The organism is Taylorella asinigenitalis ATCC 700933 (assembly GCF_000687755.1).
Taxonomy (GTDB): domain Bacteria; phylum Pseudomonadota; class Gammaproteobacteria; order Burkholderiales; family Burkholderiaceae_B; genus Taylorella; species Taylorella asinigenitalis.
In genome coordinates, this window is sequence record NZ_JHXN01000005.1 from 26,224 (window position 1) to 43,893 (window position 17,670).

The window sequence follows — 17,670 nt, forward strand, 5'->3', positions numbered from 1 at the left end:
ATTATTTGTTTGGAACTTCTGTGTAGTCATATACAAACTCACCATCTTTCGCATCTAGTGAAAGAGTTGTGATTGTTTTGCCTTGAGTTGTTCCTTCAAGAATTTTGTGTGATACGTTTGGCAATACTGTATTAGTTAAGATTGCATCCACCATACGACCACCCGATTCCACTTGAGTGCAACGGGCAACGATTTGCTTAATAGCATCCTCGGTAACCTTGAAATCAATATTGTGATTTTCTTTAAGGCGTTTCTCGATACGACGCAGTTGTAATTTAACGATATTTCCTAACATTTCATCTGAAAGTGGGAAATATGGAACGACCACTAAACGTCCTAACAATGCTGCAGGGAATGTTTTAAGCAAAGGCTCACGCAAAGCGTTATTTAAACCCTCTACATCAGGCATTAAATCAGGGTCTTTGCAAAGATCCATAATTTTATCTGTACCAACATTTGAGGTTAGGATAATAACTGTATTTTTGAAGTCGATATAACGACCTTCTCCGTCTTCCATGAATCCTTTATCGAATACTTGGAAGAAAATTTCATGAACATCTGGATGGGCTTTCTCTACTTCATCTAAAAGCACAACACTGTAAGGGCGTCGACGTACAGCTTCAGTAAGTACACCACCCTCACCATAACCAACATATCCTGGAGGAGCACCTTTAAGAGTTGAAACTGTATGTGCTTCTTGGAACTCTGACATATTGATAATGATTAGGTTTTGCTCGCCACCATATAAAGATTCAGCAAGTGCAAGAGCTGTTTCAGTTTTACCTACACCAGAAGGACCTGTTAGTAGGAATACACCAACAGGTTTATTAGGGTCAGTAAGTTTGGCACGAGATGTTTGAATGCGTTTAACGATAGCCTCAAGACCATGACGTTGGCCAATTACGCGTTTTTCAAGTGTATCGGCTAATGTAAGGATAGAATTAGCTTCGTTTTTAACCATACGGCCTACAGGAATACCTGTCCAATCAGCAACAACAGAAGCAACAGCATTTGCATCTACTGATGGGAATATAAGTGGATATTCGCCTTGTTTTTCTAAAAGTTGATGTTGTACGTCACGAAGTTCTTTACGTACTTCATCAAGTTCTTTTTCTGATAGTTTTTTACCTCTTGGTGCTTCTGAAGCTTGTGTTTCAGTTTGCTCTGTTTGCTGATTAGCTTCATCAGATTTATCTTTAGCCTCGTCCGAAGGCTCAGCATTTTCAGCACCTTGAGTCTTAGCTGTATCTTCAGATGATTCAGGCTTAGTAGCAGGTTCTGTTGGAATGCTTTTAGCTTTTTTGCGAGATAAGTCAGTGTTTTCTTGAATAATTTTACGAAGATCAAAAATTTTCTTAATCAATTCTTTTTCTTCAGTCCATATTGCATCAAGTTCTTTTTGACGCTCTTCAAGAACATCTAGCTCTTTATCGATTTCTTCTAAACGTTCGGCCTTATCGTGACCTAATTTTTGTTCACGTAGTGCAATTTCACGTTCAGTTGATAAATACTCAATCGTACGTCTTGTATCTTCTAGAGCCGCTGGTTCAGCATATTGACTAACTGCTACGCGTGCACATGCAGTATCAAGTAGGGCAATTGCTTTATCTGGCAATTGTCTTGCTGGAATATATCTATGTGATAGTCTTACAGCCGCCTCAATAGCTTCATCCAAAAGTAGTACTTTATGGTGATTTTCTAATGGCTCAGAAATACCACGAAGCATGATAAGTGCTTTCTCTTCAGATGGCTCATGAACCTGAACTGTTTGGAAACGACGAGTTAATGCAGGGTCTTTTTCGATATATTTTTTATATTCAGCCCAAGTAGTTGCACCGATAGTTCTTAATTGACCACGTGCAAGAGCAGGTTTTAGCAAGTTTGCTGCATCTCCAGTTCCTTGAGCACCGCCTGCTCCCACTAATGTGTGAATTTCATCTATAAATAGAACAATCGGTTTTTCGCTTGATTGAACCTCATCAATAACTGATCTTAATCGTGATTCAAATTCACCTTTCATACTTGCACCAGCTTGCAATAAGCCAATATCAAGCAAATATAAAGTTACATCACGTAAAGTTTCAGGAACATCACCTTTAGCCAAGCGAAGAGCAAACCCCTCAACAACAGCTGTTTTACCTACACCTGCTTCACCAGTTAAGAGCGGGTTATTTTGGCGACGTCTCATAAGAATATCGACAATTTGACGAATCTCTTCATCACGACCAGACACTGGATCGATCTCTTTATTGCGTGCTTTAGCTGTTAAATCAACTGCATACTGAGCAAGTGCGGATTTTCCGCTATTTTGAGGTGAAGCCGAAGCTGGTGCTCCTGAAGAAGCTTGACCAAGACCTACTGAGTCTTTCTCTTCAGCAGAATTTTTAACGATATCGATAAGTTTTTCTGCAAGAACATCAGGAGTTATTTTTTTGAATTCCGCACTAATGCCATAAAGAACAGAGCGCAAAGAATTTGTTTTAAGAATACCTAAAATCAAATAACCGCTTCGAATACGTGCATCACCATATTTAAGAGAACCGTAAACCCAAGCACGCTCAGTTGCACTATCGATATGCTCTGAGAGATCTGAAACAGAGCTAGCTCCGCGAGGCAATTCATCTAGGGAGGCAACGACATCGCGTTCTACGGTTTCGACTCTTAAATCGAAATGACGAATGATTTTCTGTAAATCGCTGTCATGCTCATGGAGTATTTGATGAAGCCAGTGGACGAGCTCAACAAAAGCATTGCCACGGAGTTTACAAAAAGAAGTAGCTCCTTCGAGCGAGCGATATAACAAGGTGTTTAGCTTGCCGAAGAGGTCGGTACGATTGATATCTGACATAGGAAATTAAAATAGAACTAGAGAAAAAATTTCAAGAAAATTTAACATGCGAACTTTATTGTTTTATTACAATGTAACAATTGGCATATGAGTGTGACGAAAAACTGTAGCAAAAGTCTGATATCATTGCCCAATTATCGAGCAAGAGTATGAATAAGAGAGTATCAAAACTTCCACCTGACTATTGGTTAAATTTAGCTGAGTATCCTTATGATCACAGCTTTTACCAAGTCATGCGCTATTTAGATGCGAAATTGCAGCTGCGCAAACCAATCGGCAGAAATATTTCTCCTACACATGAGCCGTTCCGCATGAGGCAGGAACCGTCGATGATATTTGCACCTTCGAATTTGACTCGAGTGGATATTCACGACAACGGCCGACCTCCTACCATTTCGATTTTAGGCTTTGGTTTATGGGGTCCAAACGGTCCTCTCCCGCTTCATCTTACAGAATACGCAAAAGAGCGGATTTACCATCATCGCGATAAGACATTATCTGCATTCTCGGATATTTTCCATCATCGCTTAATCACTCTTTTTTATAGAGCTTGGGCTGATGCTCAAAACACTGTAGGCATGGACCTACCGAATTCGCCTTTCAAAAAATATGTCGGTAGTTTTATTGGTTTAGGAAACCGTAAAGCCATCCTTAATGACTCGATTCCTGATAGTGCGAAGCTATATTTTGCGGGCCATTTACTTAGACAGACTCGCAATCCAGAGGGGCTTATACAAATTCTACGTCGCTATTTTGATGTGCCTGTTCGAATTAAGGAATATATCCCTCAATGGATCTTTATTGATAAAAGTGAACGTTCAACTTTGAATGGTTCAGTTGCGTTGGGGGAAAATTGTATTATCGGTGCTCAAGTAAAAGATGTGCAGCATAAGTTTCGCATTCAAATTGGGCCAATTGATCGCAAAAAATTTGAATCTTTTTTTCCAGGCACTAAAAACGCTAAGCAACTTATAGAATGGGTTAGGCTTTACATTGGATATGAATTAGCTTGGGATGTGCAACTGATATTGCTTGATAAATACCGTGGTCAGACCCGCTTAGGTAAAAATGCACTGCTTGGACTTTCAAGCTTTTCGGGTAAAAATGAGCGAAAAACTGATGACTTTGATGAGCTGTTTATCGATTATGAAGCCCGTGACAGAAACAAGCGACATCAGGATGCAATTATTAGCACGCTTTTTCAGTCTGATTCCGAGGATGAGGGCGAGGGCGAAGGGATAGGTGTAGGGCTAGGTGCTTCAAATCCTAAGTCTGAGTCTAAGCCTAAGAACGAATCCGGCTCCGAAGACAAATCCGAAAACAAAGACAAAGGCGAATCCAAATCCAAATCCGCCTCTGACCCCGACTCCAAAGGCAATGGCGACTCTACTTCCGAATCAGAGAAGAACGAAGACTCTCAAGCGAAACCCTAGTCTCTTGCCCCTTTTTGTAGCTAGCTAATTTCCACGCATGGCCATATGCGATTTCGATTGTGAGCTCAATTTGACCCGCAGCATTCCTTGCCTGTTCTAGTGCCTCACACAATTTGAGATATCCCGATTTTGTTGCAATTTCAGATTGTGGCAATGCACATGCATTGCCACCAAAAGCATAGATATCATCTAATAATTTTTTGCTACTTTTGTAGGTCAAAGTCAGTATCTCTTGATCCATCACGGGGTCTGCAAATCCGCATTCCATAAGCATATCGCCGTAATCATGCATATCAATAAATGGATGCGTGCGTACATTTTTTAGACCTGCTAGCTTAATAGCATCTCTAAGTTGCTTGAATGTGGACGGCCCAAAAACAGAAAACAAAAGCAAGCCATCCACTCGCAAAAGCCGCCTGCACTCATAAAAAACAGCCATCGGATTTGGATGGCAATGCAAAGCGAGATTCGAAAATATAAGATCAGCACTCTCTGGCATTAATCCAGTGAATGCCATATCGGCAAGCATGCACTCTACACTTACAGGTTTCGGCCCAAACAAACGCTTTTTCTGTGATGGGTGGGAGCTTAAAAATTCGTGGCAACGAGCGATGCGTTTAGGGGATGCATCTACTCCAATATACTGTGCATTCTTAAATCTTTGGCGAAAGTTTATATAGTGCCTACCGTCTGCACAGCCTAAATCTATTATTGTTTTAGGATCTGATTTAATGTAGTCGAATTTCTCAAACATACGTGAGAATACTTCGTCGTATAAGAACAATGCATCCTTTGAATTGGACCTCCTATCAAACTGCTTAATCACTCTATCAATATTTATGATCGATGGGTCATTTGATGGGGTGGACAATTTTATCCTCGCATTGAAGTAAGAAAAAATTAATTATACAGTTCGTTATGAACTTATTTTCATTGATACCATCGGTTTGTCCTATGTGCGGAGAACCCTCAAAATACAAGAGTTTTTGCAGAGGGTGTAAGGATGATATTGTCTACAGTATGCGGAACCATCCATATAGATGCGAGCATTGTTTGTTGGCATTGCCACAGGAAGGGGATTGTCCAAACTGCTCAGATTATTATGTAGATATTGAGGCTATATGGACGATTTTTGACTATTTTCCACCAAATGAAAGCTTAATTTTAAGATTCAAAAATAATGGCGAAAATTATTTAGCGGATTATTTTGCTCGTTTATTTTTTGAGATGAATCCTAATTTCAAACCTGATTTAGATACAGTGTTTATTCCTATCCCAAGCCGCAATCCCTCTCTTCGTAAACGCGGATATAATCCTGCGACTCTATTTGCACAAGCACTTCGCAAAAAGTATTTATGTAAAATTGATGCTTCGATTATGCGTTGCCGATATCACGATAACAAAGTTTTAAAGGCCTTGGACCAAGCACAACGCTTTGCATCTAGCAGTCAACAATATTTTTGTGCCTATAGAGCTAAGTTTAAAAAAGCAATTATTGTAGATGATGTGCTCACTACTGGCAGTACCATTCATGCAGCTTCCCGAGCATTGCTAGCTGCGGGTGTTGAAAATGTTCAGGCTGTTGTTATCGCAAGGGCCGCTATTCCAGGTTTATTTTAATTATGTTTAATATTGTTTTAGTTTCTCCTGAAATGCCAGCAAATGTTGGCAATATTATCCGATTATGTGCAAATACTGGTTGCAACCTACACATTATCCGACCTTTTCTATTTCATTTAGACGATAAGCATCTCAAACGTGCAGGTTTGGATTATCACGAATACGCAAATATAAAGATTCATGACACCCTTGAAGATGCATTTGAGGCGATTGGAGTTAAAGAGGATAGACGCTTTGCCATTTCCACCAAAGGAAAAAAATATTTAACCGATATAGAATTCCGCGAATGTGATATTTTTATTTTTGGCCGAGAAAGTGCAGGTCTTAAGGAGCGTGAATGGGACCTAATTGGTTTAGAACAAGCAGTGCGAATTCCAATGCAAGCTAATTCAAGAAGTTTAAATATAGCAAATGCGGTATCTGTAACCGTTTACGAAGCATGGAGACAATTAGGATTTAAAAATAGTGTGTAGTAACTATTTTTTCCAGAAATGAGGCGATGTCAAGAGAATCACAGTAAAAATATCAAGCCTGCCCACAAGCATAGCTATTGAACTCACCCATATACCGAAACTTGAAAATCCACTGTAATCACCCATTGGGCCAGATTGACCTAGTGCAGGACCGATATTACTTAAGGTAGCTATGGATGAGGAAAATGCTGTATTAAAGTCTAATCCACTTATTACTAACAAAGATGAGCAAAGGACTAGCAAAATTCCATAAATAATAAAAAAGAGCAGAATCGAAATTACGATTTGATTAGAAATTTTATTTCCTCGAATACTGATTGGAAACACGCCGTGAGGATGCAAAATTTTTCTGATTTCATTTTTAAATTGCTTTATAAAAATGACCATACGGATCATCTTCATACCGCCGCCAGTTGAACCTGCAGATGAGGCAAAGGTGCCTAAGACGAGCATCCATAGGGATAGACCCAAGGGCCACAATGAATAATCGGCGTTTGCATAGCCAGTAGTTGTAGCTAAAGAAATCGTATTAAAAAAACCTTTTCTTATAGTAGTACCAATATCTAAATAAAACGCAGCTAAATATAAAAATATACTAATAACCACGGCACTAAAAAGAGTCACTACAAGAAATGGAATCGCTTCAGGACAATTCACATAAGCTTTGAAATTTCGAGTTCTAATTGCAGAATAATGCGTAGCAAAGTTAATGCCAGCAAATAACATAAATACACACGCAACGGCCTCTGCATAAGGATTATCCATCTCAGCAAATCCACCAGTATGAGTTGAAAATCCACCTAAGCTCATGGTTGAGCCTGCATGGCACCAGGCATCAAACCATGACAACCCACTTAATCGATAAAGCAAAAAGCAAATCATTGAGGCCGTTATATAGATTGCGTATAAAACTTTTGCTGTACCTGCGATGCGAGGAGTTAGCTTTTCTTCCTTCATAGGCCCTGAGGCCTCAGTACGCATAACCTGATGGCCACTTACACCTAAAAGCGGGAGAATAGCTACGGCTAAAAGGAGAATTCCCATACCACCAAACCACATAATGGTATGCCGCCACAGATTAATGGATTTAGGAAGTGATCCTACATCACTTATAACAGTGCCTCCAGTTGTGGTGATAGCTGAGACAATTTCAAAATAAGCCCTAGTAAAATCTAGGGAAAATTCAGATTCCGCATGAAACGGCATCAAAAATGGCAATGTACCTATAGCTGGAAATGCAAACCACACCAGCACCACCAATAGCAAACCGTCTCGCAGCTGCAATTCACGCTTAAATGGGTACCCTATACCAAATAGCACACCCCCTAGAGCAAGGGATATTAGAAGGGCGTAAAGGAAATTTCGATCCCACCCATCTTCAAAATATAGAGATGCTAAATAAGGAATGATAAATGTCAAAGACCAACAAATTATCGTAAGTCCAAGTGCGTGAGATATATATAAAAATCGTTTCACTTAAAGACCTAAACATAAAGAAGCGGAGCTTGGAATATTTTCTCGATTCGCTTCATTGCTTTCCGATTATTCGAATAAATAATCGCATGATCCCCTGACTCGATCGTTGTGTCATTTTTGGGGATTATGACTTCACCTTCTCGAATAATTGCAGCGACCTTAACTGAGTTCGGTATATGAATTTGATCCATACGTTTTCCGATAATCGATGAGGTTTCTTTCGAGCCCATGACCTTAAATTCGATTGCCTCTGCCTCACCGCGACGCAATCTATGGCCGCGAACAATGGCACCCAATCGCACCTCGTGCATAAGAGCCCCGATAATAGCCTCTGAAGGAGATACAGCGACATCAATCATACTGCCCTCCATCAATTCTCCGTACATCTGACGCGTAATAATTGCGATAACTTTTTGAGCACCCAAACGTTTTGCGAGAAGAGATGACATAATATTTTCCTCGTCATCGTCAGTAATCGCAATCCATGTACCCATCTCGCTTATGTTTTCAGATACGAGCAAGGCCTCGTCCGTCGCATTTCCGTTAAGAACTAAAATCTCTTCTGGCAATGACGCCGCCAACTCCTCACATCGTTGTCTATTTTTTTCGATAACACGAACATTGAATCCAAGAAGAGCTAATGATTCAGCCAATCGAGAGCCAATTTTCCCACCTCCTGCAATCATCACAGATTGAGAAAATTTTCTATCTCTTGATAATGTATTGATAATGGTACTTGATTCTGAAGTATCCACTGCAACTGCAAGCTCATCACCCGCTTTAAGAGTAAATAATCGGTCCAATGGAAGCGACTCTCCATCGCGAATAAGTTCGAGAATTCGTCCCTGACCATTTGGTAAATTCAAATGATTTTTATCGATTTGATAATCAAGTAGTGAGCTTCTTTTTCCTAATTTTATGATGGCAATGCTTACGTCATCTTGTGCAAAATTTACTACTTGCAGCGCATCAGGAAATACTACCAATCCCTTGAGAAACTGAGTCACACTGGCTTCTGGGCTAATGATGGTGTCAATACCAAAATGGTCTCGTAACACATCACGATGAGTATCGTAGTATGGAGCCCTAATTCTTGATATGCACCGAGGTACATTAAACATATCGCGTGCAAGCTTACATACAACAAGGTTCACTGGGTCCGAAGCCGCACAAGCCACGACTAAATCTGTATCAGTGATATTAGCTTTTTCTAGGACTTCAGGAATTGATGCATCACCTAAAACGCTTCTTAAATCGTATCTTTCTTGAAGATAACTTAATTGTTTAGCATCTGTGTCTATAACAGTTATGTCGTTATTTTCGGATACGAGATTCTGTGCTACGCTCGATCCGACGCGGCCTGCACCGACTATTAAAATTTTCATGAAAAAATCTAGCTATTACGATTCTTACGAGAATCAACGCCAAGCTGACGTAGTTTTCTGTACAGGTGCGTACGCTCCAAACCAGTGCGTTCCGAAACCCTAGTCATACTATGATTTTCTTGCTCTAGATGATACTCAAAGTAAATTCTCTCGAATTCATCTCTAACTGTTCGCAAAGGTTTATTCAATGACAATGGTCCTAAATATCCTGTCTTAGTAGGATCTTCTGCTTGCGTTGAAAGCATTTGTGAGTGATTCATCTGAGCTGTAGTCACAGATTGAATAACATCTGGATGATAAGGCGTTGCTTGCTGATGGACTTGAGCCTGAGGAGGAATAGTCTCATACTGCATTCTGCGAACTGGAACTGAACCAGGTCTAATAATTGGTCTTTGAAGAACTTGACGAACTGTAGTCATCAGTTTATTTAGTGTGATAGGTTTTTCTAAAAAATCAGCCGCACCAATACGAGTAGCTTCAATAGCTGTATCTAAAGTTGCATGACCACTCATCATAATAACTGGCATATCAAGAAGTCCCTGAGAACTCCACTCTTTGAGCAAACTCACTCCGTCTGCATCAGGCATCCAAATATCAAGTAGCACTAAATCAGGACGTTCTTTTAAACGAGCTTCTCGGGCTTCCGCAACATTAGAGGCTAAATCTACACTGTGACCTTGTTCATAAAGGATTTCTTGTAGTAGCTCGCGAATACCGATCTCGTCGTCGACAACTAGGATTTTGGCCATAATTACTTGCTCATTAGATAAATATTTTTAAGTATAAATAGACTCTTAATATTCGAAAAGATTATAACAAGGTGAAATTAATTTTTGACAATTCTGGTTAGTAGTATTGAAATCTTAGCCCCGCCTTCAGGACGGTTCACGATATCAATCTTACCTTGATGCTCATCTACTATTTTACGAACAATCGCCAGACCTAATCCAGTGCCATGTGCTTTAGTAGTTACATATGGTTCAAAAGCTTTTTGAAGAATTTGTGCAGGGAATCCAGGACCTCTATCAAGGAATTCAACTTTTACTCCAATCTCACCGTCTTCAAGTTGAACACTGCAAGCTTTAATACTGACTCCTGGTTCTGTACCACTTAATTCCATATTCTCCATCGCATCCCGAGAATTGGATAATAGATTATTGAACACTTGTCTAAGCTGCGTTGCATCTGCTAGAACCAATGGCAAGTTAGGTTCGATTTCAAGTTTAATTTGTCTTGAAATATCGACTGCACCTATCTCAGGATTATCAATATCCGATAAATACCCTTCAGCTGACCACCCATATAAATGAGCAATATCCACTAATAAATCCTCAACATTTACCTTTTCAAATTGTGCTGGAGGTGTACGTGCATATTCACGAAAATCGTCAACCATAGTTTTTAATGACACAACTTGATTGACAATAGTAGTAGTTAATCTATCCAAAAATTTCGCATCATCCTCATCAAGTTTATCAATCAGTTTGAATTTAATTCTCTCAGCTGAAAGAGAAATGGGAGTAAGCGGATTTTTTATTTCGTGTGCAAGTCTTCTAGCAACTTCACCCCAAGCCACAGAACGGTTTAGAGAAATAACTTCACTAATATCGTCAAATACAAGTAGATAATTCATACCATTGGGGGTCATCAACTTAGTACCGCGAAGTAAAAGAGTGATTTTTTTATCTTCTTTATCGTCGTTAATATCCAACTCAATTTGTTCTTGCCAATAAGATCTCAAAGAACCTACTGCCGCATGAGATACGAATGCGGACTTAACTAATCGACCAAATTCACTCAGATTATCTTGCATAGGTTGACCAATCATTAAATCTAAATCTTCATGCAAAATATTTTGAGCACCTTTATTCACACGAGTAATCCTAAAATCAGAGTCCAACACGATTACACCATTTGTTAATCCTGCTAGCACACCCTCCAAAAAGTCGTTTGACTGCTCGATGCTTTTACGATGTCTATCAACCTGAGACCTAGCCTCTGTCAACTGAGCAACCATAAGATTAAATGACCTACTCAATTGCCCAAGTTCATCACTTTGATTTGTCTCTGGGATCGAACGATAGTCACCTGCAGCAACAGCTTGAGTACCTTCAGCTAGAGTTAAAAGTGGGTCTACCAATCTTCTAGCCAACCACAACACAATCGCTAGTGAAGCAAAAGTTGTAAGCAAAAGAGCCATGATCATCGTGATTGAAAACAGTTTCAAAATTCCCTGACGAGAAAGGTTAAGCTCTTGATAGTTTTGATATCCAGTTTGTACAGCCTTCAAATTTTCAGACATATTAGCTGGAACTACACGTGTTAACTGCAACCAATTTGGTTCACGCAGATTAGATATATTTCCATCAAAACGATTTTCTGCATAGAAAATTGGGACAATTATGCGCAAAATATATTGAGTGGATTTCACACCTGACTCATCTTCTACAACTGTTTCCTCAGGAGAGGCATACTGCCTAGTTATTCTAAGTTGATTTAAAACATTGCTCGGAGGCATTTTTGGTAAAAGTGAACCAAAAGTAGAGCTAGAAAAAGCTATTACTCGATTACCGCCTGCAGAGAAAACAAGTAAATCGAAACTCGAATAATTTTCACGCAATGAGTTTAAAGAACTCGATAGCTGCTCTTCAGGCACATTGTAAAGACGGTTAGAAAGAGCACGGGCATTACTTAACTGATCAATAATCATCGCATCTAAAGATGACTGACCTAAATAAACACCAGATGATAATGCTGAATCAACCTTATTGTTAAACCAGGACTCAATATATCTTGAGACATACTGAGTTGATAAGAAATAAACAATGACACCTGGAACGATGGCAATTAGGGCAAAGAAAAATATAAGTTTAGAAGTTAGTCTTGCCCCAAATCTTTTCTTCTTAACCTGTTTAATAATGCCTATTAATAAGGATACCAACCACACGAATAAAGCAATTGCGAGAGTTGCATTAAACAGCATAAGAATATCGAATCGGTTCTCGAAACGGGATTCATTGCCAGTGGACTGAATTAATAAGAAAAGCATCACTGCACTGAGAACTACTGCAAGCAATAAACTAGCTCGCAGCAAATAGCGCAAGAATTTCTTAGTCTTATTTAGTGATGAATTTCGAATTTTTTCCATGATGACGAAAATGACCATGCACTAGTATCGCTAAATGCACTAATTTGGAATGGTCTTGAAAGCAATGAAGTATCGAGTCTAAGACGTACTTCACCATAATATGTTTTTGCAGGATTCATGGGTTCATTAAGCAAGATAAGCCATTCATCGTTTGTAGTAATAAGACTTAACGCATCCTCCAAGGAGAAGCCTTTTGCATAATACTGGCCGCGCTCAATTCTCCACTCTCGCAAAAGCACGTTATAGTGAATCATCCAAGTAAGGGATTGTTCGGAGACTATCTTATCGAGCCAATATCTTCTTTTTTGATATATGCGTGCATCAAGCGTAAAGTAAAGTGGCAGCCCTTTGCTTAATGCCTGCTTAAGTTCATTATCGAGTTTTAAATCAATTTTCGTACTAAGCGATAGACTATAGCCGTCGATTTTTACAGGCTTAATTTCGGTAAATTCCGCACTTGATTCAGTATCTTCGGAAGTATTATTTCCTGCGGAATCGGTTGTAGCAGGCGTTTCGTTAATAATCGATCCCTTGACTTCAGAAGTGCCAGATGATTGATTGAGAGTTGTTTGAGCGAATGCACGATTGAGTCCAAAGCCGCTAATCGCAATCAATACAAATAAAGCGAAGCAACTAATAGACCTAGAAAAATTAATTTTTCTTAAATAGTGCATAAAAAAATCCATCCTGTTCGGGTGGCAATAAATGCCCTAACGCAGGCAATCTCTCAGCTCCATCAAGTATAGAAGTGAAATACGCCGCTTGCAACTCACCCTCTTCTTGAAATACAGAGCAAGTCACATAAAGCAAATGACCGCCCGATTTCAACATTTTCCACAAGTTAATTATGATTTTACGTTGTAATTGCACAGTTTTGCTTATATCTTCTGATTTTCTTAACCACTTTATATCAGGATGCCTACGAACAACTCCCGAACCCGTACATGGCACATCTGCCAATATCGCATCAAACATCCGTCCATCCCACCAATCAGACACACTCGCATCAGCCTTTTGCAAACGCACATTGGGTCTCATTAAATCAAGCCTCGAAAGATTCTCCTGCACTTTTGCTAATCTATCACTATCAATATCAAGTGCAAGCAATTCCAAATCAAATCTCTCAAGCAAATGTGCCGTCTTCCCGCCTGGTGCAGCACATGCGTCTAGAACATAATTCCCATTTTGCAGAGGTAATTGAAATGCCGCATATTGAGCCCCTAAATCCTGCACAGAAAAGAGACCTTCACTATATCCTGGAAGGGTGGCAATGTCCCCGACTCCAGCCACTCTCAGCCCTGCATCACCTATAACTTCGCTCTCCACCCCAATGTCTTCAAGCATCGCCTGATACTCTGTTTGAGCTGTTTTTCTTTCATTAACCCTAAGTGTGAGCGGTGGCGAAATCTTATCGCTCCTTAAAATTGACTCATATTTCTCAGGATGTGAATCGTGGATTTTTTCATACCACCACTTTGGATATGAATGAATCTCAAACTCGCTTAATTTTGCCTGCAAAGCATCTTTATTTCTTAAAAAATTTCTTAGACATGCATTTAGCAAACCCTTGTAAGCACTAGTCTTAGGCATTTTAGAGCAAGCCCGCACAGCCTCATTAAGAATTACAAATTCCTTATAAATTGGAGCTTCGTCTGCCTCCTCCAAATTCTCAGCAAATAGCAGACTCACACTTATACATAGCAAACTCTCAAAAAGTGCATTTGGTGCCTTTTTCGCTAATAGTTGGGTGGCAATGCCTCTGGCTCTCCCATAGTGACGCAAAGCATAAAAACTGATTGCATGAACACCCGAACGAACTTTAGGATTGACCTTTGGAAGTAATTCGCTTGTAGAATGGCCTTCCATCACATCACGAATCAAGCGAGCACTTTCTATAAGCAGCCTCGATAATGCAATCTGCTTTCTAGCATTGCTATCACTCATTCCAATGCCATCCATTTATAAAAGATGCCACGTCCTGCTTTTTTCCTCCAGGTTTCTGAAGTTCCAGTAAGCGAATAACACCATCAGCCGTAGCCACATCAATCCCATCAGAACCAACCCTAAGAATTTGTCCAGGTACCGCATCGCTAGGTCTTTTTGAATTTGTAAAATCAGCTTTCCACACCTTCACAACCCCATCTATATTTGGCAATGTCAAGGTAACCCCAGGGAATGGATTGAATGCCCTAATTTTTCTCTCTAATTGCACAGTGCCCATATTCCAGTCTAACTGAGCCTCAGATTTTTGAATCTTCTCTGCATATGTAACGCCGTCTTCTTCTTGCTTTTGAGCACCATCTAAAAGTTCTTTAATATCAGCCAAAGCCTCTACTATGGCAATGCCTCCGAGTTCCGCCAACTTATCATGCAATTCAGAAGCATTCATTCCATCGATAGGGATTGATTTCATCAACAATACATCTCCAGTGTCTAAACCAGCATCCATCTTCATAATCGATATACCAGTTTGCTCATCCCCCGCTTCAATAGAACGCTGAATAGGAGCCGCTCCACGCCACCGTGGCAATAAACTAGCATGTATATTAATGCACCCAAACTTTGGTAAATCTAAAACCCACTGTGGCAATATCAGCCCATAAGCTGCGACAACTATGATATCGGGACTAAGTGCCTCTAATTCTGCTTTAGCATTTTCTGCTTCGATAACAGCATCTGGACCAAGCTTACCTTGCGTTAATCTTAAAGATACTGGTTGGATAACTTTTGCACCATGTTCCAGGGCGGAAACTTTTACGGGACTAGCCTGCAATTTCATACCTCGACCAGCTGGGCGATCGGGTTGAGTCATAACAAGAGGAATTTCATAGCCAGCATCAATAATGGCTTCATAGGCTATTCTTGCAAAATCAGGAGTTCCCGCAAATACAATTTTCATAGAGATTTTTAGAGATAAAAATACAAGTCACTATTGTATAATTATGCCATGCAAAACTTCTCCGAACTCCCCTTATCTGAGAGCCAAATCTCTAATCTCAATTCTCTCGGTTTCTCTAAAATGCGACCAGTTCAGGCTCAAAGCCTACCTGATATTTTGGAGGGTAAAGATGTGCGAGTTCAAGCTAAAACTGGAAGCGGAAAAACGCTTGCCTTTGGTCTTGGAATTATGCAAAAAATTAATCCCGCATTTTTTGCTTGCCAGGGTTTAGTTCTAACACCAACAAGAGAACTTGCAGATCAAGTTGCAGATGAAATCCGAAAACTTGCTAGGGCATTAAACAATATCAAAGTATTAACTCTATGCGGTGGTTCTGCCCTAAGACCGCAAATAGAGTCTCTAAAACATGGAGCCCATATTATTGTGGGGACTCCTGGGCGAATTCTCGATTTAATTCAGCGCGGGGATCTTGACTTATCTAAAGTCAAAGTATTCGTACTTGATGAATGTGATCGCATGCTGGATATGGGTTTTTTAGAAGACATCGGAGAGATATCAAAAGCGACACCCTTAAGAAAACAGATTTTGTTGTTCTCGGCAACATTGCCAGAGCATATTATGAAAATGAGCGAAGGGTTTCAGCGAAATCCAGTTCATATCGAATTATCAGATGAAGAGAAGGTCTCCACAAATTTAAATCATCTTTTTTTTAAGACGACTTCATCTGAAAGGTATGCACATTGTGTGCAGATACTAAAGCATTTTCAGCCTACATCTACTTTGGCATTTTGCAATACTAGGGCTGAGTGTGAGAGATTTTGTGCATATTTAAATCAGCAAAATATTTCTGCAAAATTTTTACATGGCGAGATGGAAAAACGTGAACGAGAGGACGTTTTGCTTCAATTTAGCAATCAATCGATTTCTGTTTTAGTAGCCACAGACGTAGCTGCTCGCGGACTTGATATCGATGGTTTGAGTGCTGTCTTAAATGTGGAACTTACACCTAATGTTGCGACACATATACATAGGATAGGCCGCACGGGACGAAGCGATATGAGAGGGCTTGCATTAAATCTTGTCACAGAAGAGGAGCTTTATCGATTTGAACGCATAAATACTCAAATACCGCTTAAGTCCGAATGGCGTGATGTTCCTAAAAACACGAGAAAACGCGAGCTTATTGCCACTATGCGAACTATTTCTATTAAGGGCGGGAAAAAGGACAAGCTTCGCAAAGCAGATATTATTGGGGCCATGACTCAACATTTGCAGATTCCTTTTGAGGAGATAGGCAAAATTCATGTCGCTGATTTTGTGAGTTTTGTGGCCGTTAGACGTGATCAGGCCGAAGATATTCTTCAAAGGCTGCGTGAAATTCCGATCAAGAATCGCTCTTGGATGATGCGTTTGATGGATTAGGGGCAAAGGGCGGCTCACGGAATCTGTTATAGCTCCATAAATACTGTGTAGGGGCTTTTCTGATAGCCTCTTCTAACTCATTATTTATTAATTGAGCCTGTTGTTCTGCGGGGAGACCATCTAACTTAGGCCCTTCCTTCATATATAAATCCCACCCCTGACCTACGTCTTTACGTATTGCATAAATCAAAATAGGTATTGCCTTTGTTTGAGAAACTAGTTTCCCTGGCAATGTTATCGTATATGCATCTCTCCCAAAAAATTTTACCCACACACCGTCAGATGTCGCTGGCACTTGATCTGGCAATAATCCTACTGATTTTCCGCTACGCAGTGCCTTGATAAATTCCCTCACACCTGAAAAATTTGCTGGGACAGCTTTTATGTTCTCTGTTTCTCTAACTTTAGATAAAACTGGTTCGAAAAATTTCTTCTTCGCTGGCCTATACATTACGACCATAGGAAAATGTAAGGAAAGAAATCTAGAAACAACCTCAAAACACCCCATATGAAGGCAAATGAATAAATAACTTTGATTAGGATTTTGTTTTAGTTTTTCTAGAACATCTGGACTTTTTAAAGTGAGTCTTTTGAATGCTTTCTCGAAATTAAACCAGATATAGGGCATCTCTCCAAACATGGCACCAATTTCCCTAGCCGCCTCATTATGAAACTCTCTACTTACATAACCTGCGGTAGATGCATGGTCGTCTATTCTTGCCCCGTATTTCTTATATGAGATCTTATAGATGAGAAAGCCTAGAAATCGACCCATTTTTTGCAAAAAGGTAAGTGGCAATGATCCCCAAAATTGAATTATTTTTAAGAGCATAAGTCTATGAATATCCTAGTGTGGGCTTATTTTAAAACCTCATGAAACAATTTCCGAAAATATGGGCACAAAAAGGATATTAAAAATTAGCACTCTCACCTCAAGAGTGCTAAAATTAACCCATCGAAAGTAAA

At 39.8% G+C, this 17,670-nt stretch carries 14 protein-coding genes; 4 read left to right on the plus strand and 10 right to left on the minus strand.

What is annotated here, in order from left to right; genetic code table 11:
* Position 1 precedes the first annotated feature (1 nt).
* Positions 2-2,848 carry a type VI secretion system ATPase TssH gene (locus T432_RS0104025; RefSeq protein WP_028884283.1) on the minus strand — a complete coding sequence of 949 codons (2,847 nt, stop codon included), beginning with the start codon at positions 2,846-2,848 and terminating at the stop codon, positions 2-4.
* Between the two features lie 149 nt (positions 2,849-2,997).
* Between T432_RS0104025 and tssG the strand changes: the two genes are divergently transcribed.
* Positions 2,998-4,281 carry a type VI secretion system baseplate subunit TssG gene (gene tssG, locus T432_RS07940; protein ID WP_044971111.1) on the plus strand — a complete coding sequence of 428 codons (1,284 nt, stop codon included), beginning with the start codon at positions 2,998-3,000 and terminating at the stop codon, positions 4,279-4,281.
* On the opposite strand, the gene T432_RS0104035 is transcribed toward tssG, so the two are convergent.
* Positions 4,235-5,152, minus strand: a complete 918-nt coding sequence (locus T432_RS0104035) for a methyltransferase domain-containing protein (RefSeq protein ID WP_028884284.1) — start codon at positions 5,150-5,152, stop codon at positions 4,235-4,237. The genes tssG and T432_RS0104035 overlap by 47 nt on opposite strands.
* Before the next feature lie 47 nt (positions 5,153-5,199).
* Here T432_RS0104035 and T432_RS0104040 point away from each other — a divergent pair, with 47 nt between their 5' ends.
* Complete coding sequence (locus T432_RS0104040; RefSeq protein WP_028884285.1) at positions 5,200-5,901, plus strand: ComF family protein; 702 nt, start codon at positions 5,200-5,202, stop codon at positions 5,899-5,901.
* A gap of 2 nt (positions 5,902-5,903) precedes the next feature.
* Entirely contained in the window at positions 5,904-6,374 is a 471-nt protein-coding gene (locus T432_RS0104045) for a tRNA (cytidine(34)-2'-O)-methyltransferase (protein WP_014110768.1), read from the plus strand.
* A gap of 3 nt (positions 6,375-6,377) precedes the next feature.
* On the opposite strand, the gene T432_RS0104050 is transcribed toward T432_RS0104045, so the two are convergent.
* The 7 genes from T432_RS0104050 to fmt all read right to left on the minus strand — a co-directional run bounded on the left by T432_RS0104050 (position 6,378) and on the right by fmt (position 15,282).
* On the minus strand, positions 6,378-7,850 hold the full coding sequence (locus T432_RS0104050; RefSeq protein WP_028884286.1) for a TrkH family potassium uptake protein: 1,473 nt from the start codon (positions 7,848-7,850) through the stop codon (positions 6,378-6,380).
* Positions 7,851-7,858: 8 nt separating this feature from the next.
* Positions 7,859-9,235 carry a Trk system potassium transporter TrkA gene (gene trkA / locus T432_RS0104055; protein WP_014110766.1) on the minus strand — a complete coding sequence of 459 codons (1,377 nt, stop codon included), beginning with the start codon at positions 9,233-9,235 and terminating at the stop codon, positions 7,859-7,861.
* An 8-nt stretch (positions 9,236-9,243) separates the two neighbouring features.
* Entirely contained in the window at positions 9,244-9,984 is a 741-nt protein-coding gene (locus tag T432_RS0104060; RefSeq protein WP_014110765.1) for a response regulator, read from the minus strand.
* A 77-nt stretch (positions 9,985-10,061) separates the two neighbouring features.
* Positions 10,062-12,383 (minus strand): ATP-binding protein, encoded by a 2,322-nt coding sequence (locus T432_RS0104065; protein WP_044971113.1) that lies wholly within the window; start codon positions 12,381-12,383, stop codon positions 10,062-10,064.
* Entirely contained in the window at positions 12,356-13,057 is a 702-nt protein-coding gene (locus tag T432_RS0104070) for a DUF4390 domain-containing protein (RefSeq protein WP_248646274.1), read from the minus strand. Before T432_RS0104070 ends, T432_RS0104065 begins: the two co-directional genes overlap by 28 nt.
* The gene (gene rsmB, locus T432_RS0104075) at positions 13,035-14,327 is read right to left on the minus strand and encodes a 16S rRNA (cytosine(967)-C(5))-methyltransferase RsmB (RefSeq protein ID WP_028884289.1); all 1,293 of its coding nucleotides are present in this window, start codon (positions 14,325-14,327) and stop codon (positions 13,035-13,037) included. Before rsmB ends, T432_RS0104070 begins: the two co-directional genes overlap by 23 nt.
* On the minus strand, positions 14,320-15,282 hold the full coding sequence (gene fmt / locus T432_RS0104080; protein ID WP_028884290.1) for a methionyl-tRNA formyltransferase: 963 nt from the start codon (positions 15,280-15,282) through the stop codon (positions 14,320-14,322). Before fmt ends, rsmB begins: the two co-directional genes overlap by 8 nt.
* A gap of 48 nt (positions 15,283-15,330) precedes the next feature.
* Here fmt and dbpA point away from each other — a divergent pair, with 48 nt between their 5' ends.
* On the plus strand, positions 15,331-16,704 hold the full coding sequence (gene dbpA, locus T432_RS0104085; protein ID WP_028884291.1) for an ATP-dependent RNA helicase DbpA: 1,374 nt from the start codon (positions 15,331-15,333) through the stop codon (positions 16,702-16,704).
* Here the strand turns inward: dbpA and T432_RS0104090 are convergent.
* Entirely contained in the window at positions 16,667-17,536 is an 870-nt protein-coding gene (locus T432_RS0104090) for an LpxL/LpxP family acyltransferase (RefSeq protein WP_028884292.1), read from the minus strand. The genes dbpA and T432_RS0104090 overlap by 38 nt on opposite strands.
* Between the last annotated feature and the right edge of the window lie 134 nt (positions 17,537-17,670).

Bases quoted from the DNA above. Each gene is read 5' to 3' on its own strand.
- tssG (WP_044971111.1), top strand. From the start codon at position 2,998: ATGAATAAGAGAGTATCAAAACTTCCACCTGACTATTGGTTAAATTTA.
- T432_RS0104090 (WP_028884292.1), bottom strand. From the start codon at position 17,536: ATGCTCTTAAAAATAATTCAATTTTGGGGATCATTGCCACTTACCTTT.
- T432_RS0104040 (WP_028884285.1), top strand. From the start codon at position 5,200: ATGAACTTATTTTCATTGATACCATCGGTTTGTCCTATGTGCGGAGAA.
- dbpA (WP_028884291.1), top strand. From the start codon at position 15,331: ATGCAAAACTTCTCCGAACTCCCCTTATCTGAGAGCCAAATCTCTAAT.
- T432_RS0104070 (WP_248646274.1), bottom strand. From the start codon at position 13,057: ATGCACTATTTAAGAAAAATTAATTTTTCTAGGTCTATTAGTTGCTTC.
- T432_RS0104065 (WP_044971113.1), bottom strand. From the start codon at position 12,383: ATGGAAAAAATTCGAAATTCATCACTAAATAAGACTAAGAAATTCTTG.
- trkA (WP_014110766.1), bottom strand. From the start codon at position 9,235: ATGAAAATTTTAATAGTCGGTGCAGGCCGCGTCGGATCGAGCGTAGCA.
- rsmB (WP_028884289.1), bottom strand. From the start codon at position 14,327: ATGAGTGATAGCAATGCTAGAAAGCAGATTGCATTATCGAGGCTGCTT.
- fmt (WP_028884290.1), bottom strand. From the start codon at position 15,282: ATGAAAATTGTATTTGCGGGAACTCCTGATTTTGCAAGAATAGCCTAT.
- T432_RS0104060 (WP_014110765.1), bottom strand. From the start codon at position 9,984: ATGGCCAAAATCCTAGTTGTCGACGACGAGATCGGTATTCGCGAGCTA.
- T432_RS0104045 (WP_014110768.1), top strand. From the start codon at position 5,904: ATGTTTAATATTGTTTTAGTTTCTCCTGAAATGCCAGCAAATGTTGGC.
- T432_RS0104025 (WP_028884283.1), bottom strand. From the start codon at position 2,848: ATGTCAGATATCAATCGTACCGACCTCTTCGGCAAGCTAAACACCTTG.